Raw genomic sequence first — 19,841 nt, 5'->3', positions numbered from 1 at the left:
GGTTGATTCCAAGGAGTGATCGAACAATGCAAGCAGTCCAGGCATTCCGCCATCGTGTCCTCGCCCTAGCCGTACTCGCGGCCCTGGGCATCGCCGCCTGTGGCGGCGGATCTTCAGATTCCGACAGCGCGTCGAGCAGCAGCTCAAGCAGTGTCACCGTGCCTGCTGAACCCGCAGGTCTGGGCTATGCGGATACCGCAGCCGCGCCGGAAGGTGTTCTGGCCTACGTGGATACCGGTGTGACCAACCAGCGTAACGATCCCTGCATGGTCACTCTGGGCACCAATGCCGGGGCCCGGGTGCTACAAGGTTTCCTCGATATCTGGACGCCCAGCTCCCTGAAGGTCGATGCAGGCGTGACCCTGGCTGCCGCGAACGGCTGCGATGCCGTGACCGCCTCTACCTGGACCGGCATTCCTGGTGACGCCACCGACGGCAGCGTGAAGAACAGCAGCATCCACACGGCCAATATCGACTACGTGAAGACAGTCACGCAGAACCGTACGACCGCGCAGGCACTTGCGGTCTATCTCGATGACCGGCGCAGCAAAGGCTATAGCGTCAGCGACGGCATGGGGCCGCTGACGAGTCTCTGGCGTACCGGCACCGGGCAGACGACGACCATCGTCAGTGTCGATCCCGAGGCTGCCACCACCAAGGTGGATGATGGCGGCAACAATCTGGGCGACAACACCTCCTCCGCGCTCGCCCAGGCTGTGACCTTCATCGACAGCGGCAATATTTCGGACGGTTCCACCGAACCACCGAAGCGTTTCTACAAGTACGGCCGCCCCTGGCGCTGGAGCGGCGATGTGGTCGTGGTGCCGGCCCTGGAGTCCGCCAAGAGTTCGACACCGGCCACCGACGGCGGCTTCCCCTCGGGCCATACCGCCGAAGCCTGGCGCGATGTGTTGCCGATGGCCTATCTCTTCCCGCAGCGCTTCCAGGAGCTGATCACGCGGGCGATGGAAATGGGTGAGAACCGCATCATCGCCGGCATGCATTCGCCGCTGGACGTGATGGGAGGCCGCGTGCACGCCACCGCCGTGGTGGCCTATGGCTTGACCAAGACGAGCATGGACAAGGCTGCGACCTATCAGCTGGTGCAGGATTACCTGATGGCCCAGAGCGGCGCCAAGGATTTTGCCGAGCTGAACGAGAAGGCCCACACTGCCGTCACCACCGATACCAGCGATGTGGACTATGACCGCTTCTCAGACCGTGCCGCCAACAAGGCTTACTTCGAACAGCGTCTGACAGGCGCCGGCTATGGCCTTGGCAAGATTGCTGCCAACGAGGGCAAGAGCGCTACCGTGCCCAAGGGCGCCGAAGTGCTGCTCGAAACCCGCCTGCCCTATCTGACGGCTGCGCAGCGCCGTATCGTGCTGAAGACCACATTGATCGACTCGGGCTACCCGCTGGCCAACGATGAAGAAGGCTGGGGCCGCTTGAACCTCTTTGCGGCCGCTGATGGCTATGCAGCCTTCAATGGTGACGTGGCGGTGACGATGGATGCCAGCCTCGGCGGTTTCAATGCCAAGGACAGCTGGCGCAATGACATCTCCGGCGCCGGCAAGCTGAGCAAGCTGGGCAGTGGCGTGCTGCGCCTGATTGGCGACAATAGCTACAGCGGTGGCACGATCCTCTCGGCTGGGACTCTGGCTGCCGATTCGGACACCGCGCTCGGCACGGGTGATGTGTTCGTCAAGGGCGGCGTGCTCGAATCTGCGGCCCCCGGCACGCTGAGCATTGGTGGCGCCTATACGCAGACCACGGGTAGCCTGAGTCTGGTGCTGAGCGGAGCCGGCAAGGGAGTGCTGAAGGTTGGCGGCAGTCTCGCCGTAAGCTTCTCGGGTTACACCCCGGCGGTTGGCGACACGCTGACCGTGCTCACCACCAATAAGCTCGCCGGCCGCTTCGCCAGCGTGACGGTGGCCGGTTTCAGCAAGGTCACCACCACCTACACCGCGACCGGTCTGCAGATCCGTCTCGACGCGATCTGATCGTCGCAACCCGCGGCCTGCGCAACCCGCAGGCCACGGGTTTTTCTTTTGCCGCTGGGCCGTCCCAAGGCAAAAGCACCCCCAGAGGGCAGCGAACTCGCGCAGCGGGAGAGCGTGGGGGCCCTTTTGCCGCCGGGCCGCCCCAAGGCGCCGGCGTCATCCCGGCGCAAGCCGGGATCCATGGGGGAGTGAAGAAACACTGGATTCCGGCTTGCGCCGGAATGACAACATCGTTTTGAATGGCCGGCATTGGCCCCAGGGGCCGCACCGCCGCGTCCGTTCATGCTTCGATGCCTCGGCACGAACGGGGTTGTGGCCGCGAGCGCGTCCGAACCGAAATCCGTTCGCACTGAGGTAGCGAAGTGCAGGCGGATTGCGCGAGCAATCGCAGTCGCTGTCAAGGCTGTGCCGTCATCTCGACCCTGCGGCCGAGGCCTCGGCGGTTTCAGGCCAGCCGTAGCAGGCCCAGCAAGGGTCGCCAGGCCATCAGGGCCACCGCGGCCCACATCACGCAGGCGCTGCCGCGATGCAACAAGGCCTGATGGCCCTCGAAGCGGCGCATCACCGTCTGGCGCGTGAAGGCCCAGGCGACAAGACAATCCCAGCCCAGCACCGCCGCAAACATCCACAAGCCAGCGCCCGCCTTGGCCAGCAGCGTGCTGTGCGGGCCTGCCAGTACCGCAAACAGACTGAGGTAGAACAGCGCGTTCTTCGGGTTGAGAACCCCGGACAGGAAACCACGCAGGCCATGGCGCAGCGGGCCGTCACCGGTGTCTTGCATCGGCCTGGCCTGTGTGCGCAGGTCGGCCGGCCGTGCCCGCCAGAACTGCCAGCCCAGCCAGGCCAGATAGACGCACCCGGTCCAGTAGAGCAGGGCATGCGCCAGCGGCTGCTCACGCAGCAGCCCCAGGCCGGCGATTGCCGCCAGGATGAACACGCCATTGGCGCAGGCAATGCCCAATGCCGCGCGCCATGCGGCCGCACGACCGTGTGCCAGCGCGGTGTGGATCAGCAGGAAGAAGTCGGGGCCGGGGCTCAGCAGGGCGAGGAAATGCGCGCCTGCGAGCAGCAGGAAGTCTTGCCAAGGCATATTCTCGTGTCTTCAGGAGTGGAGACGCGAAGCCTGCCGACCGCGTGGAGCGAAGTATTGGAGAAAATTGCGCTTGAAAACGAGTGCCGAGTCACAAGGACCGAGTGTTGAGCTCAGTCTTCCGTTTTACGGTTGCGCAGATATTCGCCCGGCGTCGCCGAGACGCGCGCCTTGAATGCTTGCTGGAAATGGCTCTGGTCCGCGAAGCCAAGGTTGTAGGCCGTTTCGGCGATACCGCAGCCCTGGCGCAGCAGCGTTCGTGCGTGGTTGATGCGGCAGTCGAGCTGGAAGGCATGGGGCGTCATGCCGGTATGGGTACGGAAGGTACGGATGAAGTGGTAACGGCTCAGGCCTGCGTGGGCGGCCAGTTCGGCCACGCGCCAGGGTTGGGCGCATTGCTCGCGCAACAGGCCGAGGCAGCCTTCCAGCCAGATCGGTGCGGTTTCCGCAGGGCGTTCGGTTTCGAGCAACAAGACGCTGGCGAAGTCGATCAGTGCGCCTTCCTTCTCTTCTATGGCCGTCGGGCTGAAAAGCACCGCATTGAGCGCCACCAGTGCGCGATGGCAGGCAGGGCTTCGCCGGAGTGTTGGTCCGCCCAGGCGCAGGCCGGGATCTTCGGCCAGACCTTCAGTTTGCAGTGCGCGCAGCCAGGCCTCATCCAGATACAGCATCTGGTAGCTCCAGGCTTCGTCCGGTGCTGGATTGCAGGCATGCAGGCGTTGCGCAGGGATCACCACCACGTCACCGGCCTGCAACGCAAGCGGCGCGGCATCGCCCAGTGTCAGACGCGAGTGCCCCTGATCCACGGCGCCCACGGAAAGCGTGGGGTGAGTATGCGGCCGATAACAGGCACGGCTGTGCTGTGCCCGCCGGCTTTCGGCGAAGGGTAGGGCAGGGTCGGACCAGAAATGCTGGGACATGGCCGGGAGGCTAATGAAAAATGTTCCCCCGGTCCATTGCCGTGCCATGGCCTGCCAACAAAAAAAGGCCTGCAGCGCCATCCGGCACGGCAGGCCCTTGAGGCATCGGATACTCAGCCCTTGAGGCGTTGGGTGATCGCAGCCACGCGTTCGCCGTACTTGCGTGCGGTGTCGATGTCACCGGAGGGAATGGCTTCGGCGCCGGCGTCAGAAGGTGATTGCACCAGCAGACCGACCGACCCGCCGAGATTGTTCACGTCCTGGCGTGTGGAGGCCGTCGCGTTGGCGGGCAGCAGACCCAGGCTGACCCAGATGCCGCCGTGCTGCGAAGCCAGGGTTTGCAGGCCGATCAGGGTCACCTGCTTGTCGCCGTTGAGGCTGGCGCTGTTGGTGAAACCACCGAAAACCTTGTCCTGCCAGGCACGCGTAAACCAGGCCTTGGAGCTGGCGTCGGCGAATTTTTTGAACTGCCAGGGAGCGCCGCCCATGTAAGTCGGCGCGCCGAAGATGATGCCATCGGCAGCGGCGAGTTCATCCCAGCCGCTCTCGGGAATGTTGCCTTCATTGTCGATGGCCAGCAGCGAAGCCCTGGCGCCCTCTGCCACGGCTTCCGCCACGCGGCGGGTGTGACCATAACCGGAGAAATACACGACGACGATCTTGCTCATGGAATGCTCCTTTCGATGTTGTCTGTCTGGGGTTTGGAGGCGTTTGAAAAACCTGGGGATAGTATCTTTCGGAAACCGGGGTGCCAAGAAGGCACCCAGACCTCACTTGGTTACTCAGAGGAAACCATGCTGCCTGTGAAAAACCTGGCCGGATGCCCATCCGGCCCGTATGACGTCTATGCCCGCAATTGCCCTGCGCGCATGGTGCTGGATCGTCTGGCCGATAAATGGGCATTGCTGGTGATCGGGCGCCTGCGCGAGAGTCCACTGCGTTTCAATCAGTTGCGCCGTGAGGTGGATGGTGTGTCACAGAAGGTCCTGTCGCAGACGTTGAAGAAACTCGAGCGCGACGGGCTGGTGACCCGCCTGGCGCTGCCCACGGTGCCGGTGACCGTGGAGTATTCGTTGAGTGGCCTGGGTGACACGCTGGCGAGCACCATCGAACATCTTTCGCGCTGGGCCGAAACCAACATGGATGAAATCCTCGCCGCGCAGGCGCGTTACGACGCTACGGTCTAGAAGCCTCCCGCTCGGGGATGGGCCGTAGGCCATATCGCATGTGGCATCCTGACCTTCCGGTGTATTTCGGAGATAAGCGCAATCCCTATCAAGACAGAAGGGCAGGCTTGCGCCATGCTCGACAAGCTATTTCTGGCAGGTGCAATGCCCGCCAGGTAACAGAAAAACCAAGGAGATACCATGAAGCCAAACCTGCGTCTGTCCGTCGCTGCCATGATTGCCGTTTCCATGATCGGTTGTGCCAATAACGCGCCGACCGTGTCTGGTGCAGCTCCCACCGCTACAGGAGCCAAGCTCTCCGGCGTGACCCTGAGTGGCGTCGTGGCCGCGGGTCAGGAAAAGTTCACCGTGACCGCGTATGACGCGGCAGGCGTTCGCAAATCGGTTTCCAGCGATGCCAAGGGCCGCTACAGCCTGTCGGCTGATGGCCTTGTTGCACCGCTGATGCTGGTTGCGGAATCAGGCCGCATCCAGTACGTGAGCCTGGTGGCTGCACCGGCAGGCAAGGCCACGGCGAACGTCAATGCCTTGACGGATTTCGTGGCGTCCGCTGTCGCGCAGGATGCAAAGCTTCCTGGCCCGGTGGCACTGGTACAGGCAGCCAAGGCGCCCGCCGTCACGGCTGAGCAACTCAAGGCCAAGGCCGTTGAATTGCAGCCGCTGGTGGGCGCTGCGCTGAAGGAAGCCGGTGCATCTTCGGCTGCAAGTTTCGATCCGGTGGTCGGCGATGCCGGCGATCTGCTCAAGTATGTCCGCCACAACCGTGGCTACCTGTCTTCCAAGGGTGTCCTCGGCGAAACGTCGCTGTTCGACAGCAACTACCATCCGATCTCCACCCAGTCGCCGCTGTCCCTCACGCATGCCCGTACCGAGGCGCAGGCCATTGCAGCCACCGGGGTGACCCGCGTGTTCGTCGCCGGGGATTCGACGGCCAGCAATTACGATGTGGATGTCACGCCCCGTATGGGCTGGGGGCAGATCTTCGCCCGTCAGTTCAAGGATGCGAAACAGGTGCAGGTGGTCAATGTGGCCCAGTCCGGCCGCAGCTCGCGCAGCTTCATCACGGAAGGCTGGTTCGACATGATCGAGGCGGACATCCGTAAGGGTGACTATCTGCTGGTCCAGTTTGGCCACAACGATGAGAAGTGTGGCGAAGAGCCCGCCCGTCCCGCACCCGCCCGCGACATCATCGATATCGTCAACCTGTGTACCTATCCGGGCGCTGCGGCTGGCGTGCCGGCCGAGATGTCCTTCCAGAAGACGCTGGAGAAGTACATCGCCATTGCCAAGAAGGCTGGCGCCACGCCGGTGCTGATCACGCCGGTGACCCGCCGCAGCTTCAAGGGCGGCAAGATCGGTGGCACCACGCACACCTGGGGCAAGGGCAAGGTGCCGGGTGACTACTCGCAGACCATCCGCGATACCGCCAAGGCCAACAATGTGGCGCTGGTCGATCTCGATGCGAAGAGCATGGCATTCTTCAACAGCGTTGGTGAACAGGCTTCCCTGGATTACTACCTGGCGGTCGATCCGGCGAAGTATCCGTACTACACCACTCAGACCGGTTCGCGCAGCAAGCCCGACAACACTCACTTCCAGGAGAAGGGCGCGGAGACTGTCGGCAAGCTGGTGGCTGATGGCCTCAAGGAAGCTGGCCTGCCGATCGCCAACCAGCTCAAATGAGCCGGTAGCCGCATCCCACCCCAAAGCCCTGGCGAGCCAGGGCTTTTTTGTCGCCGGGCCGTCCCAAGACAAAAAGCGTCCCATGGGGGACCGGGCGAGCGCAGAGCGCTTGACCGAGGGGGATTCTTTGTCGCCGGGCCGCTCCAAGACAAAAGCGCTCCCTTGGGAGCTGCGACCTCGCGTAGCGGGAGAGTGTGAGAGGCTTTTGCTTCTTGGAGATGCTTCGCATCTTGTGTAAGCTTCGGACCGGGTGTTTTCCCGGTCTAGGAAAACAGGTTCTGGTGTCGGTCGGGCCGCCGCACACTGCTGATCAATCTCTGTCAAAGAACCGCATAAACCCGACCTCCGTCCAGATCGCCGGTGCCGTCCTTTTCGGCATTGCCATCCTGCATACCTTCTCCACCCGATATTTCGAGCACCTGGCCCGCACTCGTCCTGCCCATGCCGGCCTTTGGCATCTGCTTGGTGAAGTGGAGGCCGTGTTCGGCTTCTGGGCGATCGTACTGATCGTCTTCATGGGGGTCACCGCCGGCCAGGAAGCCGCCGTAGCCTATCTGGACACGCGCAATTACACCGAACCGCTGTTCGTCTTCGCGATCATGGTGGTCGCCGCCAGCAAGCCGGTGATGCAGTTCGCCTCGACTCTCGTGCGCTTGGCCGCACGCTGCCTGCCGTTCTCCGGGCCGCTCGCAACCTATCTGACCATCATGGTGATGGTGCCCTTGCTGGGCTCCTTCATCACCGAACCGGCGGCCATGACGCTGGCCGCGCTGATGTTGCGGGAGCGTTATTACAGCCAGGACATTTCCAGGCGCCTGATGTACGCCACGCTGGGTACGCTGTTCGTCAATGTCTCCATCGGCGGCACGCTGACCAACTTCGCAGCCCCACCTGTGCTGATGGTCGCAGGCACCTGGAGCTGGGATTCCTTCCACATGCTGTCGCACTTCGGCTGGAAGGCTGCCATGGCTGTCGCCATCAGTGCGGCTGCGGTGAGCTTCGTGTTCCGTCGTGAACTGTCTGCGCTGCAGGGGTCGGCAGCTCCGCAGGACGGTGACGCGATACCGGCATCGATGGTGGGCGTGCATCTGTGTCTGCTGGCGCTGATCGTCGCCTTTGCCCATCACCAGCCCGTATTCCTTGGCGTGTTCTTGGTTTTCATGGGGTTGGCCAGCGCCTATCCACGCTTTCAGGAGCGCCTGATTCTGCGCGAGGGGTTGATGGTGGCGTTCTTCCTGGCCGGGCTGGTGGTACTGGGCGGTCAGCAGGCCTGGTGGCTGCAGCCCATCCTGACGCGCATGGATGCCACCGCCGTCTATTTCGGCGCGACCGCATTGACGGCGGTTACCGACAATGCCGCGCTCACCTATCTGGCCTCGCTGGTGGAGGGGCTGAGCGAAGAATTCAAGTATGCAGTGGTGGCGGGGGCCGTCACGGGCGGCGGGCTTACGGTGATAGCCAATGCACCCAACCCGGCGGGGCTTGCCATCCTGCGCAAGCGCTTCGAGGGCGAGGCCGTGAGCCCGTTGGGGCTTTTGCTGGCCGCCCTGCCAGCTACTCTGGTGGCGATCCTCGCATTCCAGTTGTTGTAGGCCGGCGGAGAGGAAATGAAAAACGGCCCCTCGTTCTCCATCGCGATGCGATGGCGCGCTCCCCCCAAGGGGACGCTTTTTTCATCTTGGAGCGGTCCGGCGATGAAAAAGCCGCGCTGGGCGCGGCTTGCCGATCCGTTTCAGGCACGGCTTACAGGTGCCATTCGACCTTCACCATGGCGGTGTTGGTCTTGGCGCCGTCGGAGCCGGACTTGGCGCCGAACTTGCTGTTCACGTATTCATAGCCGATATCCGCGAGGAAGGTGTCCTTCTGGCCGGTGACGAGCTTGCCCACGTCCACCATCAGGAACGCATCAGCCCAGGTTTCCGGATCGGTCTCGGTGCCGAAACCATCCTTGCCCTTGGCGCCGGTGTAGTTCGCGAAACCGTTGAACTTCAGCGGCACGGGGCCGGCGTTGAAGGTCAGGCCCCAGGCGGTGGCAATGCGGAAGGTGGAGTCGAAATCCACGCTCTTGCCGACGATGCCGTTGTGGTTCTTTTCCTTGTAGTACAGCAGGCTGAGGTCAGCCCAGCCCAGGGAGCCGCCGAACTTCACGGTGGGGCCGGTCATGAACTTGCGTACGCGCGGTGCGAAGGCCGTGTCCTTGCTGTTGAAGTCGAAGCCGTTGGTCCAGGCGTAGTCCTTGATCAGGCCGTACTCGAATTTCTTGCCGGTGATCTTGCCCAGGTGCAGCTGATTGGCATAGACGATGTAGATTTCTTGTGCGCCAGACGTGGAGTTGCGGGCCGGATCGGCCTTGTCGGACATCAGCACATCGACGTTGAGGAAGTTGCTGCCGTACTTGTAGCCGCTGACGTGCGTGAAGCCGAGGATGTTCTTGCGGACGTCCTTGGCGTTGCCGGGCTCGGAGAAGTCGGCGCCGTAGCGGTAGCTGACGGCGTTGTCGCTCCAGTCGGCAGCGTGAGCGGCGAAGCTGACACAGACCAGCCCGAGGCTGAGGGAAAGCGCTTTGCAGAGTTTGTTCATGGTGATCTTCCTTGGGTAGCAGGGGAATCCGCCTGCCGCTCGGGCAGGTTGGACGCCATGCTAGGGGAAGCGATTTGGTTCTCCGGGAATGTCCTTCATGCGGTATCCGGCATGTGCCGTTGCCGTGCATGGTGTTGATTTGCTGCACTGCTTCGGTGATCTTCTAAATGCGTGTATTGCTATGAAAATCAAGAAAAAATCAAGACCTCCCGTCAGGCATGCACCGCTTGTGTTCCAGCCTTCCGAGGGGTTATTCGTATTGACGCGTACTGGCTATAAGTAAATACCGTCATGTCGATGCCCTGCGCTGGGTGGATCGGGTTCAGTTCTTTGGCCACCTTGTCGTTACAGAAGCCAACAGGTTCAGGGGCCGCAGTGGCGCGTGTTTGTGGCAAGCGTGCTCCGTGAGCGGATGGCGTGATCAAGGCAGGCATAGCGCTTGCGATGTGCCCGGAAGGTGTGGAAAGCTGGCATCCACACACGCGTGCTGTAGCGGTTACACCCTCGAATGAAGGCGATAACGATGTTGCGCTCCCTGTTCCGTGGCCTGCTGATCTGGTTTTCATTACTCGGTCTTGTTTTCACGACACCTGCAGGTGCCGCACAAGCGGCGCACATCCTGGTGTTGAACTCCTACCACCAGGGTATGGACTGGACCGATGGCGAGGTTTCCGGTGTCCGCGACATGCTGGACAAGGCCCGTCAGCCCACGCAAGTTCATGTGGAGTACATGGATACCAAGCGGGTCGCCGACCGGACGCACTTCGACAATCTGCGCCGCCTGTTCGCCCATAAATATCAGTCGATCGAGTTCAGTGCCATCGTGGCTACGGACAACGACGCCTTCGATTTCCTGCGTCAGTACCGGGACGAGCTGTTTCCGGGCGTTCCGGTCGTGTTCTGCGGCGTGAATTGGTACAAGGATGAGCTGTTGGCCGGGCTGAAAGGATTCACGGGAGTCGCCGAGACCATCGACAACTCGGCGACGCTGCAGTTGATGCTGCAACTGCATCCCAAGACGCACCGCATCGTGGTGGTGATCGACAACACGACCACGGGCAAGGTGCTGCGCAAGGAGCTGGAGCCGATCCTGCAGTCGCTCCACGAGCGGGTGAGCTTCGAATTCTGGAGTAACCAGTCGCTGCTCGAACTGCAGCGGAAGCTGACGGCGTTACCGGCCGACAATCTGGTCCTGTTGATGCCCTATGCCAGCGATCAGGCCGGGTCGTTCGTCAGCTACCCGAGGATGGCCAAACTCGTTTCCGAATACAGCCCGGTGCCAACCTACGCCAGCTGGGATTTCTACATGGGTCACGGCATCGTCGGCGGGAATCTCTCTACCGCCCAGGCCCAGGGCGAGGCCGCAGGGGAGATCCTGCTGCGCATCCTCAACGGGGAAAGTGCCGACGCCATTCCGGTGCGGCGTAACGTGCCGGGGCATTACTCCTTCGACTACCTGCAACTGAAGCGCTTCAATATTTCCCTTTCGCGTTTGCCGGAATACAGCAGCATCATTCATCAGCCTTGGCACCAGACAAACCAGACGCTGGTCTGGGCCGGGGTGCTGCTGGCCCTGACTCTGGTCGGGCTGCTGTGGGCCTTGTGGGCCAGTGTTGCGCGCAAGCGCCAGGCGGAGGTGGAGCTGCGTATCGCCGCCAAAGCCTTCGAATCGCAGACGGCCATGCTGGTCACTGATGCCGGCGGCAAGATCCTGCGCGTGAACCAGGCCTTCGTGCATTCGACCGGCTACAGCATGGAAGAGGCCATCGGGCAGCGGACTTCGCTGCTCAAATCCGGTCGGCAGGACAAGGCTTTCTACGAGCGGATGTGGCGCGAGCTGGTCGAGCAGCATTATTGGCAGGGCGTGATCTGGAACCGGCGCAAGAACGGCAATATCTACGCCGAGTGGCTCACCATCCACGCCGTGGCATCTCCCGAAGGCATCACCACCCATTACGTGGGCGCGTTCTCCGACATCACCCAGAACAAGGAGGCCGAAGCCGAAGTCCATCGCCTGGCCTACTACGATCAGCTCACCGGCCTGCCCAACCGCCGTCTTCTGCAGGATCGGCTCGGGCAGGCGCTGGCGGCGGCAGGTCGCAACGGCCTGTATGGCGCGGTACTGTTTCTCGATCTGGACAACTTCAAGACGCTCAACGACACACGCGGCCATCACCTTGGTGACTGCCTGCTGGTTCAGGTGGGCGAACGGCTCGGCAAGGCCTTGCGCCAGGTCGATACCCTGGCGCGGCTTGGCGGGGACGAATTCGTGGTGGTGCTCGAAGATCTGAGTGTGGAGCCGCAGGAGGCCGCGACGTTGGCCAAGCTGATTGCCAGCAGTCTGTGCTCGGCCATCGCACAGCCTTTCCGCCTGGACGAACAGGATTGCAGCAGTGCCGTCAGCATCGGCATCTGCCTGTTCGACGGCAAGCAGACCATCGAGGATCTGTTGAAGAATGCGGATATCGCGATGTATCAGGCCAAGGCGGACGGCCGCAACACCCTGCGTTTCTTCGACCCCGAGATGCAGGCCGCCCTCGACAAACGCAGCGCACTCGAGAGCGACCTACGGCACGCGCTGGTGCGCAACGAGCTGCAGCTCTACTACCAGGCGCAGGTGGACGGGGCCGGGCGGATCGTGGGGGCCGAGGTCCTGCTGCGCTGGCTGCACCCGGAGCGCCGCCCGGTTCCGCCATCCGAGTTCATTCCGCTGGCAGAGGAAACCGGGTTGATCCTGCATATCGGGCAGTGGGTGCTGGAAAGCGCTTGCCGGCAGATCAAAACCTGGTCGGAGGACGAGGCCACCAGGGGGTTGCACATCTCGGTCAACGTCAGCCCCCTGCAATTTCGCCAACATGATTTCGTGGATCAGGTGCTCGCCGCACTGCAGCTCAGCGGCGCGGATCCCGGCCGCCTGAAACTGGAGCTGACCGAAACGCTGGTGCTGGACGATATCGAGAACTCCATCAGCAAGATGCACGGCATCAAGAAGACCGGCATCAACTTCTCGATGGACGATTTCGGCTCCGGCTACTCGTCACTGTCCTACCTGACCCGGCTGCCTCTGGATGAACTCAAGATCGACAAATCTTTCGTGCTCAACCTGCCGGGCGACTACAACGACGAGGTGATCGCGCAGACCATCATCACCATGGGGCAGAGCCTGGGGCTAAACGTGATCGCCGAGGGGGTGGAAACGGAAGCGCAGCGTGCCTTTTTGGCGCGGCATGGCTGCCATGCCTATCAGGGCTACCTGTTCAGCCGCCCGGTGCCCTTGGCGGAATTCACCGTCTTGCTGCAATCGCAGGGCAGCGCATTGGGCGACGCCGGCTGACCGCGCTGTTCAGCGAGGCGTATCCATCGCCTCCAGGCGCAGCTCGACATTCAGCTGTGCATTGCGCAGCAGCAAAGTCGTCGGCTGGCCAGGCAGGCGCTCGAGGGTGGCACCGTGGGCGAACAGCGGGAAAAGCTGACGCTCCAGTTGCTGCCGTGCGGGATCCAGGCAAGCCATGCGGGTACTGGCAAGACTCGGCGCGTAGAGCTGGCCGTCCTGGATGCGATAGGCCCCATGGAAGCGATTGCAGCCGTCGTAACCCGAGATCAGACGAAGGGAAGTATCAAAGCTGATCGAGGGCTGGGCACCTGGCCCGGGCGGCGTCGGCAGACGGATCGCCCAGTCACCCGCCAGATCGATGACGTCTGGTTGCGGCACCAGCGTGATACAGGCAGTCAGCAGCGCTGGCGTGAGGCACTGAAGCAGGCGGCGGCTGGACATGAAAGACTCCCTCGGAATCCGTGGACGAGGGGCAGGATGCCTTGCCTGCTCTTCATCCGCAAGCGCGGGCCCCTGCCTCATACGGCTCTGCATTCAGGCGTAGAACCGCAGTGCTGTAGGCCAACGTTGCTATCCGGTTGAAAGCCAGGCCGTATTACTTGGCGCCAGCCATGTACCAGGCTCCCACCAGTGCGCGCTCTTCGTCCGTCATCTGCGTGATGTTGGCCAGCGGCATCGTCTTGAGCTGCACGGTGCGTTCGTAGATGCGCTGAGCGTACTGGCGCGTGCGCTCGGGCGTGTCGAACATCAGCCCCATTTGCGCCACCGGCATGATGTCCGGCTTTTCTGCGTGGCAACCGGTGCAGCGGGCCTGCATGATCGGCTGTATCTCGGCGAGGGTGGGCGCCGGCTTGCTGGCATCCACCTCGATGTGCCTGGGGGCGATCCACACCAGCACGCCCAGGATGATGGCCATGCCGACGATGGGGAACTCCCAGCGATACACGCCTTTGTGGCGCAGATTGAAGAAATGGCGGACGAGCACCGAGCCGAGCATGATCAGCACCAGTACCAGCCAGTTCCATGCGTGGTTATAGGTGCTGGCGTAATGGTTGCTGATCATCGAGAACAGCACCGGCATGGTCAGGTAATTGTTGTGGTAGCTGCGCTGTTTGGCGCGCTTGCCCCAGATCGCCGGCACCTCGCCGCCCTGTTTCATCACCGCCACCTGACGCCGCTGCGCCGGGATGATCCAGAAGAACACGTTGGCGCTCATCGTCGTGGCGATCATCGCGCCGACGTGGATGTAGGCCGCCCGGCCCGAGAGCAGATGCGTCAGTGCGTAGGTCACCGCCGTCACGAAAGCGACGTAGATGATCGCGAACAGAAGCTGGCTGCGCTCGATGAGCCGGCGTGCGAGCTGGTCGTACACGACCCAGCCCAGCACCAGCGTCCCCAGGCCGATGGCGATGGATTGCCCCGGCGTGATGCTGGAGACATTGGGGTCGATCATGTAGGTGGAGGCCTGGAAGTAGTACAGCACCGAGATCAGCAGGAAGCCGGTGATCCAGGTGGTGTAGCTTGGCCAGAAGAAGAAGTGCAGATCGTCGGGCAGCTTCTTCGGCGTGTTGGCGTACTTCTGCGGGTTGTAGAAGCCGCCGCCGTGCATGGCCCAGAGCTCGCTGCCGACGCCGTCTTCCTTGAGCTTCGGATCCGTGGGCGGCTTGAGGCTGTTGTCCAGCCAGACGAAATAGAAGGATGCGCCGATCCAGGCGATCCCGACGATCAGGTGCAGCCAGCGCAACAGCAGGCTGGTGGCGTCTATCAGGTAGGCATACTCCATGGTGCAGCTCCAGAAAGCCGGACTCCTTTTGACGCGGGGTCCGCACGACCCGGCCTAATCCCGATTTCGTCGTGCACGTTTGCAGAAGGGGCGTGAAGCTACTGCGCCCCCAATCCGGCAACTGCGATGCTCGCCGTACTGCAGTACGGCTGTGCTTCTCCTTGCCGCCTTGGGGCGCTCGCTACGCTTCCCGCTCCCTTTGCGGTTTTGTCATTCAACCCAGCAACTTCAATGCCAATCGGTCAGTCTTCTCGACTCCCGATTTCAAGACCCCCGATACGTGCTGTAGCTCCAGGGCGAGACCAGCAGCGGCACGTGGTAGTGCGCCGTGGCGTCGGCAACGCCGAAGGCGAGCGTGACTTCTTCGAGGAAAGGTGGCTCGGGCAGCGTCACGCCCTTGGCGCGGAAGTAGTCCGCCACGGCGAAGCGCAGCTCGTAGCGGCCTGGCACGAAGGCCTCGCCAGCCAGCAGGGGGCCGTCACAACGGCCGTCGGCGTTGGTCACGCCTTCGCGCAGCACCTGGCCGCTGCCGGCCTCGCACAGGCGGTAGGCCATGCCGGCTGCCGGGCAACCATGTGCGGTATCGAGTACATGTGTGGAAAGGCCCATGCTTGGCTCCAGGCTGATTTGCTGCGGATTATAGAAAGGCGCATTGTGATGTCCGCCGAATGACTGCCATACCGGATTGCGTATGACCCGAAGGAGCACGTCCAGCATGGGGCAATGGCGGGCCATATCGGTGCAGGCAATCCGGTTATCGGATTGCACGGCTTGGCTGAATGCCGTCCGGGTGCCTAAGCTCGCGCCATGTCTGCTCCCGACTCCAAAATGAACCGGATTTCCCTTGCCCACCTCGGTGCGCTTGAACGAGAAGCCTTCGTCGACGCGCTCACCGGCATCTTCGAGCATTCGCCCTGGGTTGCCGAGCGCGCCTGGGCGGCACGCCCTTTCTCCAGCCTGGAAGCTCTGGCGCAGGCGATGGAGCGGAGCATGTGGGAAGCCGATCCCAAGGAACAGATGACCTTGATCCGCGCCCACCCGGAGCTGGCAGGCCGTGCCGCGATTGCGGGCGAGCTGACGCCGGAGTCCACACGTGAACAGGCCGGCGCACGGCTGGACGCCTGTTCGCCGGAAGAATTCGCACGCTTGCAGGCGCTGAACGCCGCCTACAACACGCGCTTTGGCTTTCCCTTCATCCTTGCGGTGTCCGGTCTGGACCGCACGCAGATCATTGCGCGCTTCGAGGAACGTCTGCATAACGAAGTGCCCGCCGAGTTCGCCGAGGCGCTGAGCCAGATTGCACGCATCGCCCGCCTGCGTTTGCCGCAGCGGGTGATCGACTAAACGCATCGTTCCTGCTTTCCCGGGCGCCCATTCCTTTGGCTGTGGCGCCGCGGGGGTTCCCGTGGGTTACATCATCGCGGCCGGCAGACGCCGTTCGGTCGGTGTTTCGGGCAGCGCGCGGTTGTTGCCGCGCTGGGTCTGGCGCGAAACGGCCACGATCTGCTCGCGGAACCAGCGGCATTCTTCGGCGTAGTGCGCACGGTCGTGCCACAGAAGGTAAAAGGCCATCGGTGGATACTCGATGGGCGCACGCGCCAACGCCAGCGGCAGGCAGCGCGCATAGTGTTCGGCGAAGCTGCGCGGGCAGGAGAACAGCATGTCCGACTCCAGCAACATGTAGGGCGCCATCGAGAAATAGGGTACCCAGGCCACCACGTTACGCTTGAGGCGTTCGCGCGCCAGATGCAGGTCGATCACGCCGCGCTGGCCCACCGAATAGGGCGTGGGGGCCAGATGTTCTGCCTCCAGGTAATTCTTCATGGTCAGCGGCCGGCCAGCCAGCGGGTGCGATTCGCGCATCATGCACATCACTTCTTCGTCGAACAGCGGCGTCAGGCGCAACTGCTCCGGCGGCTGCGGCCAGTTGCCGATCACCACGTCGAGGCGACCGTCGGCCAGTGCGCCGGCGTAATCCTGCGCAGGGCTGAAGGAGTGGAAGACGATCTGCGCCTGCGGTGCGAGTTCATGAAAGCGTGCAAGGATGCGCCCGAGCAGTGCAGGGTCGAGGTAATCCGGTGTGGCGACGTTGAAAACCCGGCGTGAGGCCGCCGGGTTGAAGCGTGTCTGTGCCACGACGATGGACTCGATGCTGGCGAGCGCCTGACGCGCGGGTTCGAGCAAGGCAGCGCCGCGTTCGGTGGGCGTCATGGTGTTGCCGTTGCGTACCAGCAGCGGATCGCCGGTGAGTTCGCGCAGACGGCGCAAGGCCGTGCTGATCGCGGGTTGCGACTGGTTCAGGCGGCGTGCCGTGCGCGACACGCTGCCCTCGGTGAGCAGCGTGTACAGCACGCGCAGCAGGTAGGCGTCGACGGAATCCCAGGTGCAGCGAGTAGTCATGGTGTTTCTCCGGTGGAGGCAACGAAGGCGCCGGACATCCGGGCAGCCGGGCGATGCGCGCAGGTGATATGGCATGAGCTGTGCAACCTCCATGCCATGTGCCCTGCGGGAATCGCGTGGATCTGGCGCATTCACAGGCTGGAACGGCCTTCGCCCATATGGAAATCCGGATAAACAACATATAGATGGATTGCTTCCGGGCCGCTTTTGGCACCAAGGCGAGGCATGAAATACCCCCTTCAGGGGTGTTTTTCCTGTTTCTGGCGCCTGCCGCGCACCAGGATTGCGTGCGCCGGGTCGGGTTTTCCCTGTAGCCGGCATCGAGCCGGTGGCACATCGATTGCTGAATGTCCTGCGTAACACGCGCCGGCTCGTCGGTCGGCCCGCTCTCGACGCCTTGTCATCCATCCTTTCACGGAGTGAATCCATGCAAACGTTTAGCAAGCTCGTTCGCCGCTCGGCTCTGGCCTGCCTGCTCGCCGGCCTGGCCGGCACCGCCCTGGCGCAGGATCTGACCAAAATGAAGTTCACGCTCGACTGGCGTTTCGAAGGTCCGTCAGCGCCTTTCCTGCTCGCCAAGGACAAGGGTTACTTCGCGGCCGAAGGCCTGGACGTGGTCATCGATTCGGGCGCTGGCTCCGCCGGCGCGCTGACCCGTGTGGCCACCGGCGCCTACGACATGGCTTTCGCCGACTTCAACACGCTGGTCGAATACAACGCGAACAACCCCGACTCGAAGCTGCAGGCGGTGTACATGGTCTACAACTTCACGCCGGCCGCCGTGGTCAGCCTGAAGAAGACGGGTATCGCCAAGCCGGCCGACCTGATCGGCAAGACGCTGGCCGCGCCGGTGTTCGACGGCGGGCGCAAATCGTTCCCCGCCTTCGCCAAGGCCAATGATCTGGATCCGACCAAGGTCACCTGGCAATCCGTCGATCCCGCTATCCGCGAAACCCTGCTGGCCCGTGGCGAAGTGCAGGCCATCACCGGTTTCTCCTTCACCAGCGTGCTCAACCTGGAAGCCCGTGGCGTGAAGGAAAGCGACGTGGCCGTGATGCTCTACAACAAGTACGGCCTGGATCTCTATGGCAACGGCATCGTCGTGCATCCGAAGTTCGCCAGCGAGCACCCCAAGCAGGTAGCCGGCTTCCTGCGGGCCTTCAACAAGGCGCTGAAGGAAACCATCGCCAATCCCGAGGCCGCGATCGCCTACGTGAAGGCCAAGGATGGGCTGGTCGACGTGGCACTTGAAACCCGTCGTTTGAAGATGGCGATCAACGATGTGGTCATCACGCCGGAAACCAAGGCCGCGGGCCTGGGTAGCGTCAATGACGAGCGTCTGAAGCGTGCCATCGGCCAGGTCGTGACGGCTTTCGGCCTCAAGACCACGCCGGAGCCCGCCAGCCTGTTCAACGCCAGCTATCTGTCGTCGGCGGCTGAACGCGCCATCAAGTAAGAACCTTTTCATAGTCTTACTGCGAGTCCGTGATCGGGGCTCATGCGCTGCTCGGAATCCTCATGTATCCACATACACTCCGGTTCCTGTGCTGCTCTTCGTCCCGCTGACGGCCTCTCGCTACAGACTTTGAACAGGTCTAGAAAACCCGGAGCAGTCAGCGGGCGTGATGAGCGCCCGCTGCGTTCCTTCACAGGAAACCATCATGGATTTCGTGGAATTCGAAAACGTCAGCCTCCGCTACACGGAGGACGGCCCCTCAGGCTGTGGCAAATCCACGCTGATGAAACTGGTTTCCGGCCTCAAGCCTCCTTCGGAAGGCTATGTCTATGTGAACGGCCGTGAGGTCGGCGGGCCGCTGTCCATCGTCGGCATGGCCTTCCAGGCCGCCAACCTGCTGCCCTGGCGCACCACGCTGGAGAACGTGATGCTGCCGATGGAGATCGTCGAGCCCTTCCGCAGCACGCTGCGCGAGCAGCGCGCCGAGTACGAGGAGGGCATGGCGCGCGCGCAGCTGGCGCGCGTGGGCCTGGCCGGCTTCGAGGACAAATATCCCTGGGAGCTTTCCGGCGGCATGCAGCAGCGAGCCTCGATCTGCCGCGCGCTGATCCACCGCCCGCGCCTGCTGATGCTCGACGAGCCCTTCGGCGCGCTGGATGCCTTCACGCGCGAGGAGCTGTGGTGCATGCTGCGCGACCTCTGGCAGCAACAGCCCTTCACCGTCATCCTCGTCACCCACGATCTGCGCGAGGCGGTGTTCCTCGCCGACACCGTCTACGTGATGAGCAAGCGGCCGGGGCGCATCCTGGTGCAGCGGGAGATCGACCTGCCGCGCCCGCGCGACCTGGACGTGACCTATTCGGATCAATTCGCCGCGCACGTGCATGTGTTGCGCCAGGCCATCGGCCATGTGCGGGAGAGCTGAAAAATGCAAAGACTGTCCCCCCAATCCCAGTTCAAGATTTCCCCGCAGACCCTCAATCGCCTCGCGCCCTGGCTGCTCAGCGTGGCCTTGCTGCTGCTGTGGGAGGCGATCTGCCGCGGCTTTTCCATCGCCACCTTCCTGCTGCCCGCGCCCAGCGTGATCTTCAAGGTCGGCATGGAGATGGCCGCCCCCATCATGCAGCATTCCCTGCACACCTTCTTCACCACGCTGGCCGGCTTTGCCATCGCCGTGGTGGTCGGTGCGCTGCTGGGCATGGCGGTGGGCTCCTCGCCGCTGATCTACAAGGCGCTCTACCCGTTGCTGGTGGGCTTCAACAGCGTGCCCAAGGTAGCTTTCGTGCCGGTGCTGGTTGTGTGGTTCGGCATCGGTACGCTGCCGGCGATCATCACCGCCTTCCTGATTTCTGAATCGCCCCGGGTTTCCTAGACAGCCCCGAGCTTCATGAAATACTGTTTTTCA

At 62.9% G+C, this 19,841-nt stretch carries 17 protein-coding genes; 9 read left to right on the top strand and 8 right to left on the bottom strand.

Features of this window, described 5'->3' with window-relative positions; genetic code table 11:
- Positions 1-26 precede the first annotated feature (26 nt).
- Positions 27-2,003 (top strand): acid phosphatase, encoded by a 1,977-nt coding sequence (locus tag BGI27_RS06095; protein ID WP_095524008.1) that lies wholly within the window; start codon positions 27-29, stop codon positions 2,001-2,003.
- A 445-nt stretch (positions 2,004-2,448) separates the two neighbouring features.
- Here BGI27_RS06095 and BGI27_RS06090 read toward each other — a convergent pair whose 3' ends face one another.
- From BGI27_RS06090 to BGI27_RS06080, 3 genes are all read right to left on the bottom strand, one after another.
- The gene (locus tag BGI27_RS06090; RefSeq protein WP_095524007.1) at positions 2,449-3,093 is read right to left on the bottom strand and encodes a LysE family translocator; all 645 of its coding nucleotides are present in this window, start codon (positions 3,091-3,093) and stop codon (positions 2,449-2,451) included.
- Between the two features lie 113 nt (positions 3,094-3,206).
- A complete protein-coding gene (locus BGI27_RS06085) occupies positions 3,207-4,013 on the bottom strand; it encodes a helix-turn-helix transcriptional regulator (RefSeq protein WP_179290437.1) in 807 nt (268 codons plus the stop codon).
- A 113-nt stretch (positions 4,014-4,126) separates the two neighbouring features.
- Positions 4,127-4,681, bottom strand: coding sequence for a flavodoxin family protein (locus BGI27_RS06080; protein WP_095524006.1), 555 nt, complete (start codon positions 4,679-4,681; stop codon positions 4,127-4,129).
- A 126-nt stretch (positions 4,682-4,807) separates the two neighbouring features.
- Here BGI27_RS06080 and BGI27_RS06075 point away from each other — a divergent pair, with 126 nt between their 5' ends.
- From BGI27_RS06075 to BGI27_RS06065, 3 genes are all read left to right on the top strand, one after another.
- Positions 4,808-5,200 (top strand): winged helix-turn-helix transcriptional regulator, encoded by a 393-nt coding sequence (locus BGI27_RS06075; protein ID WP_095524005.1) that lies wholly within the window; start codon positions 4,808-4,810, stop codon positions 5,198-5,200.
- Between the two features lie 180 nt (positions 5,201-5,380).
- Positions 5,381-6,883, top strand: coding sequence for a rhamnogalacturonan acetylesterase (locus BGI27_RS06070; protein ID WP_095524004.1), 1,503 nt, complete (start codon positions 5,381-5,383; stop codon positions 6,881-6,883).
- Positions 6,884-7,215: 332 nt separating this feature from the next.
- The gene (locus BGI27_RS06065) at positions 7,216-8,475 is read left to right on the top strand and encodes a putative Na+/H+ antiporter (protein ID WP_223871639.1); all 1,260 of its coding nucleotides are present in this window, start codon (positions 7,216-7,218) and stop codon (positions 8,473-8,475) included.
- Positions 8,476-8,626: 151 nt separating this feature from the next.
- Here BGI27_RS06065 and BGI27_RS06060 read toward each other — a convergent pair whose 3' ends face one another.
- Positions 8,627-9,463 (bottom strand): hypothetical protein, encoded by an 837-nt coding sequence (locus tag BGI27_RS06060; protein ID WP_095524002.1) that lies wholly within the window; start codon positions 9,461-9,463, stop codon positions 8,627-8,629.
- Between the two features lie 523 nt (positions 9,464-9,986).
- Here BGI27_RS06060 and BGI27_RS06055 point away from each other — a divergent pair.
- Complete coding sequence (locus BGI27_RS06055) at positions 9,987-12,797, top strand: EAL domain-containing protein (RefSeq protein WP_223871631.1); 2,811 nt, start codon at positions 9,987-9,989, stop codon at positions 12,795-12,797.
- Between the two features lie 9 nt (positions 12,798-12,806).
- Here BGI27_RS06055 and BGI27_RS06050 read toward each other — a convergent pair whose 3' ends face one another.
- From BGI27_RS06050 to uraH, 3 genes are all read right to left on the bottom strand, one after another.
- Complete coding sequence (locus tag BGI27_RS06050; protein WP_170942969.1) at positions 12,807-13,238, bottom strand: META domain-containing protein; 432 nt, start codon at positions 13,236-13,238, stop codon at positions 12,807-12,809.
- 154 nt (positions 13,239-13,392) lie between these two features.
- Positions 13,393-14,580 carry a urate hydroxylase PuuD gene (locus BGI27_RS06045; protein WP_095524000.1) on the bottom strand — a complete coding sequence of 396 codons (1,188 nt, stop codon included), beginning with the start codon at positions 14,578-14,580 and terminating at the stop codon, positions 13,393-13,395.
- Positions 14,581-14,844: 264 nt separating this feature from the next.
- A complete protein-coding gene (gene uraH / locus BGI27_RS06040; protein ID WP_095524046.1) occupies positions 14,845-15,189 on the bottom strand; it encodes a hydroxyisourate hydrolase in 345 nt (114 codons plus the stop codon).
- Positions 15,190-15,408: 219 nt separating this feature from the next.
- Between uraH and uraD the strand changes: the two genes are divergently transcribed.
- Positions 15,409-15,924 carry a 2-oxo-4-hydroxy-4-carboxy-5-ureidoimidazoline decarboxylase gene (uraD, locus tag BGI27_RS06035; RefSeq protein ID WP_223871630.1) on the top strand — a complete coding sequence of 172 codons (516 nt, stop codon included), beginning with the start codon at positions 15,409-15,411 and terminating at the stop codon, positions 15,922-15,924.
- Between the two features lie 66 nt (positions 15,925-15,990).
- On the opposite strand, the gene BGI27_RS06030 is transcribed toward uraD, so the two are convergent.
- Positions 15,991-16,980, bottom strand: coding sequence for a LysR family transcriptional regulator (locus tag BGI27_RS06030; protein ID WP_095523998.1), 990 nt, complete (start codon positions 16,978-16,980; stop codon positions 15,991-15,993).
- 427 nt (positions 16,981-17,407) lie between these two features.
- On the opposite strand from BGI27_RS06030, the gene BGI27_RS06025 reads away from it, so the two are divergent.
- The 3 genes from BGI27_RS06025 (at position 17,408) to BGI27_RS06015 (ending at position 19,808) form a co-directional block, all read left to right on the top strand.
- A complete protein-coding gene (locus BGI27_RS06025; RefSeq protein WP_095523997.1) occupies positions 17,408-18,436 on the top strand; it encodes an ABC transporter substrate-binding protein in 1,029 nt (342 codons plus the stop codon).
- 205 nt (positions 18,437-18,641) lie between these two features.
- A complete protein-coding gene (locus BGI27_RS06020) occupies positions 18,642-19,361 on the top strand; it encodes an ABC transporter ATP-binding protein (protein ID WP_095523996.1) in 720 nt (239 codons plus the stop codon).
- A 3-nt stretch (positions 19,362-19,364) separates the two neighbouring features.
- Complete coding sequence (locus BGI27_RS06015; RefSeq protein WP_179290516.1) at positions 19,365-19,808, top strand: ABC transporter permease; 444 nt, start codon at positions 19,365-19,367, stop codon at positions 19,806-19,808.
- Positions 19,809-19,841: the final 33 nt, after the last annotated feature.

This window comes from Candidatus Dactylopiibacterium carminicum, assembly GCF_014736495.1.
GTDB lineage: Bacteria > Pseudomonadota > Gammaproteobacteria > Burkholderiales > Rhodocyclaceae > Uliginosibacterium > Uliginosibacterium carminicum.
The sequence above is the reverse complement of the archived record's forward strand: the minus strand, read 5'-3'. Positions and strand labels throughout refer to the sequence as shown.

Bases quoted from the DNA above. Each gene is read 5' to 3' on its own strand.
- BGI27_RS06015 (WP_179290516.1), top strand. From the start codon at position 19,365: ATGCAAAGACTGTCCCCCCAATCCCAGTTCAAGATTTCCCCGCAGACC.
- BGI27_RS06095 (WP_095524008.1), top strand. From the start codon at position 27: ATGCAAGCAGTCCAGGCATTCCGCCATCGTGTCCTCGCCCTAGCCGTA.
- BGI27_RS06030 (WP_095523998.1), bottom strand. From the start codon at position 16,980: ATGACTACTCGCTGCACCTGGGATTCCGTCGACGCCTACCTGCTGCGC.
- BGI27_RS06085 (WP_179290437.1), bottom strand. From the start codon at position 4,013: ATGTCCCAGCATTTCTGGTCCGACCCTGCCCTACCCTTCGCCGAAAGC.
- uraH (WP_095524046.1), bottom strand. From the start codon at position 15,189: ATGGGCCTTTCCACACATGTACTCGATACCGCACATGGTTGCCCGGCA.
- BGI27_RS06050 (WP_170942969.1), bottom strand. From the start codon at position 13,238: ATGTCCAGCCGCCGCCTGCTTCAGTGCCTCACGCCAGCGCTGCTGACT.
- BGI27_RS06025 (WP_095523997.1), top strand. From the start codon at position 17,408: ATGCAAACGTTTAGCAAGCTCGTTCGCCGCTCGGCTCTGGCCTGCCTG.
- BGI27_RS06090 (WP_095524007.1), bottom strand. From the start codon at position 3,093: ATGCCTTGGCAAGACTTCCTGCTGCTCGCAGGCGCGCATTTCCTCGCC.
- BGI27_RS06045 (WP_095524000.1), bottom strand. From the start codon at position 14,580: ATGGAGTATGCCTACCTGATAGACGCCACCAGCCTGCTGTTGCGCTGG.
- BGI27_RS06075 (WP_095524005.1), top strand. From the start codon at position 4,808: ATGCTGCCTGTGAAAAACCTGGCCGGATGCCCATCCGGCCCGTATGAC.
- BGI27_RS06060 (WP_095524002.1), bottom strand. From the start codon at position 9,463: ATGAACAAACTCTGCAAAGCGCTTTCCCTCAGCCTCGGGCTGGTCTGT.
- uraD (WP_223871630.1), top strand. From the start codon at position 15,409: ATGAACCGGATTTCCCTTGCCCACCTCGGTGCGCTTGAACGAGAAGCC.
- BGI27_RS06070 (WP_095524004.1), top strand. From the start codon at position 5,381: ATGAAGCCAAACCTGCGTCTGTCCGTCGCTGCCATGATTGCCGTTTCC.
- BGI27_RS06055 (WP_223871631.1), top strand. From the start codon at position 9,987: ATGTTGCGCTCCCTGTTCCGTGGCCTGCTGATCTGGTTTTCATTACTC.
- BGI27_RS06080 (WP_095524006.1), bottom strand. From the start codon at position 4,681: ATGAGCAAGATCGTCGTCGTGTATTTCTCCGGTTATGGTCACACCCGC.
- BGI27_RS06020 (WP_095523996.1), top strand. From the start codon at position 18,642: ATGGATTTCGTGGAATTCGAAAACGTCAGCCTCCGCTACACGGAGGAC.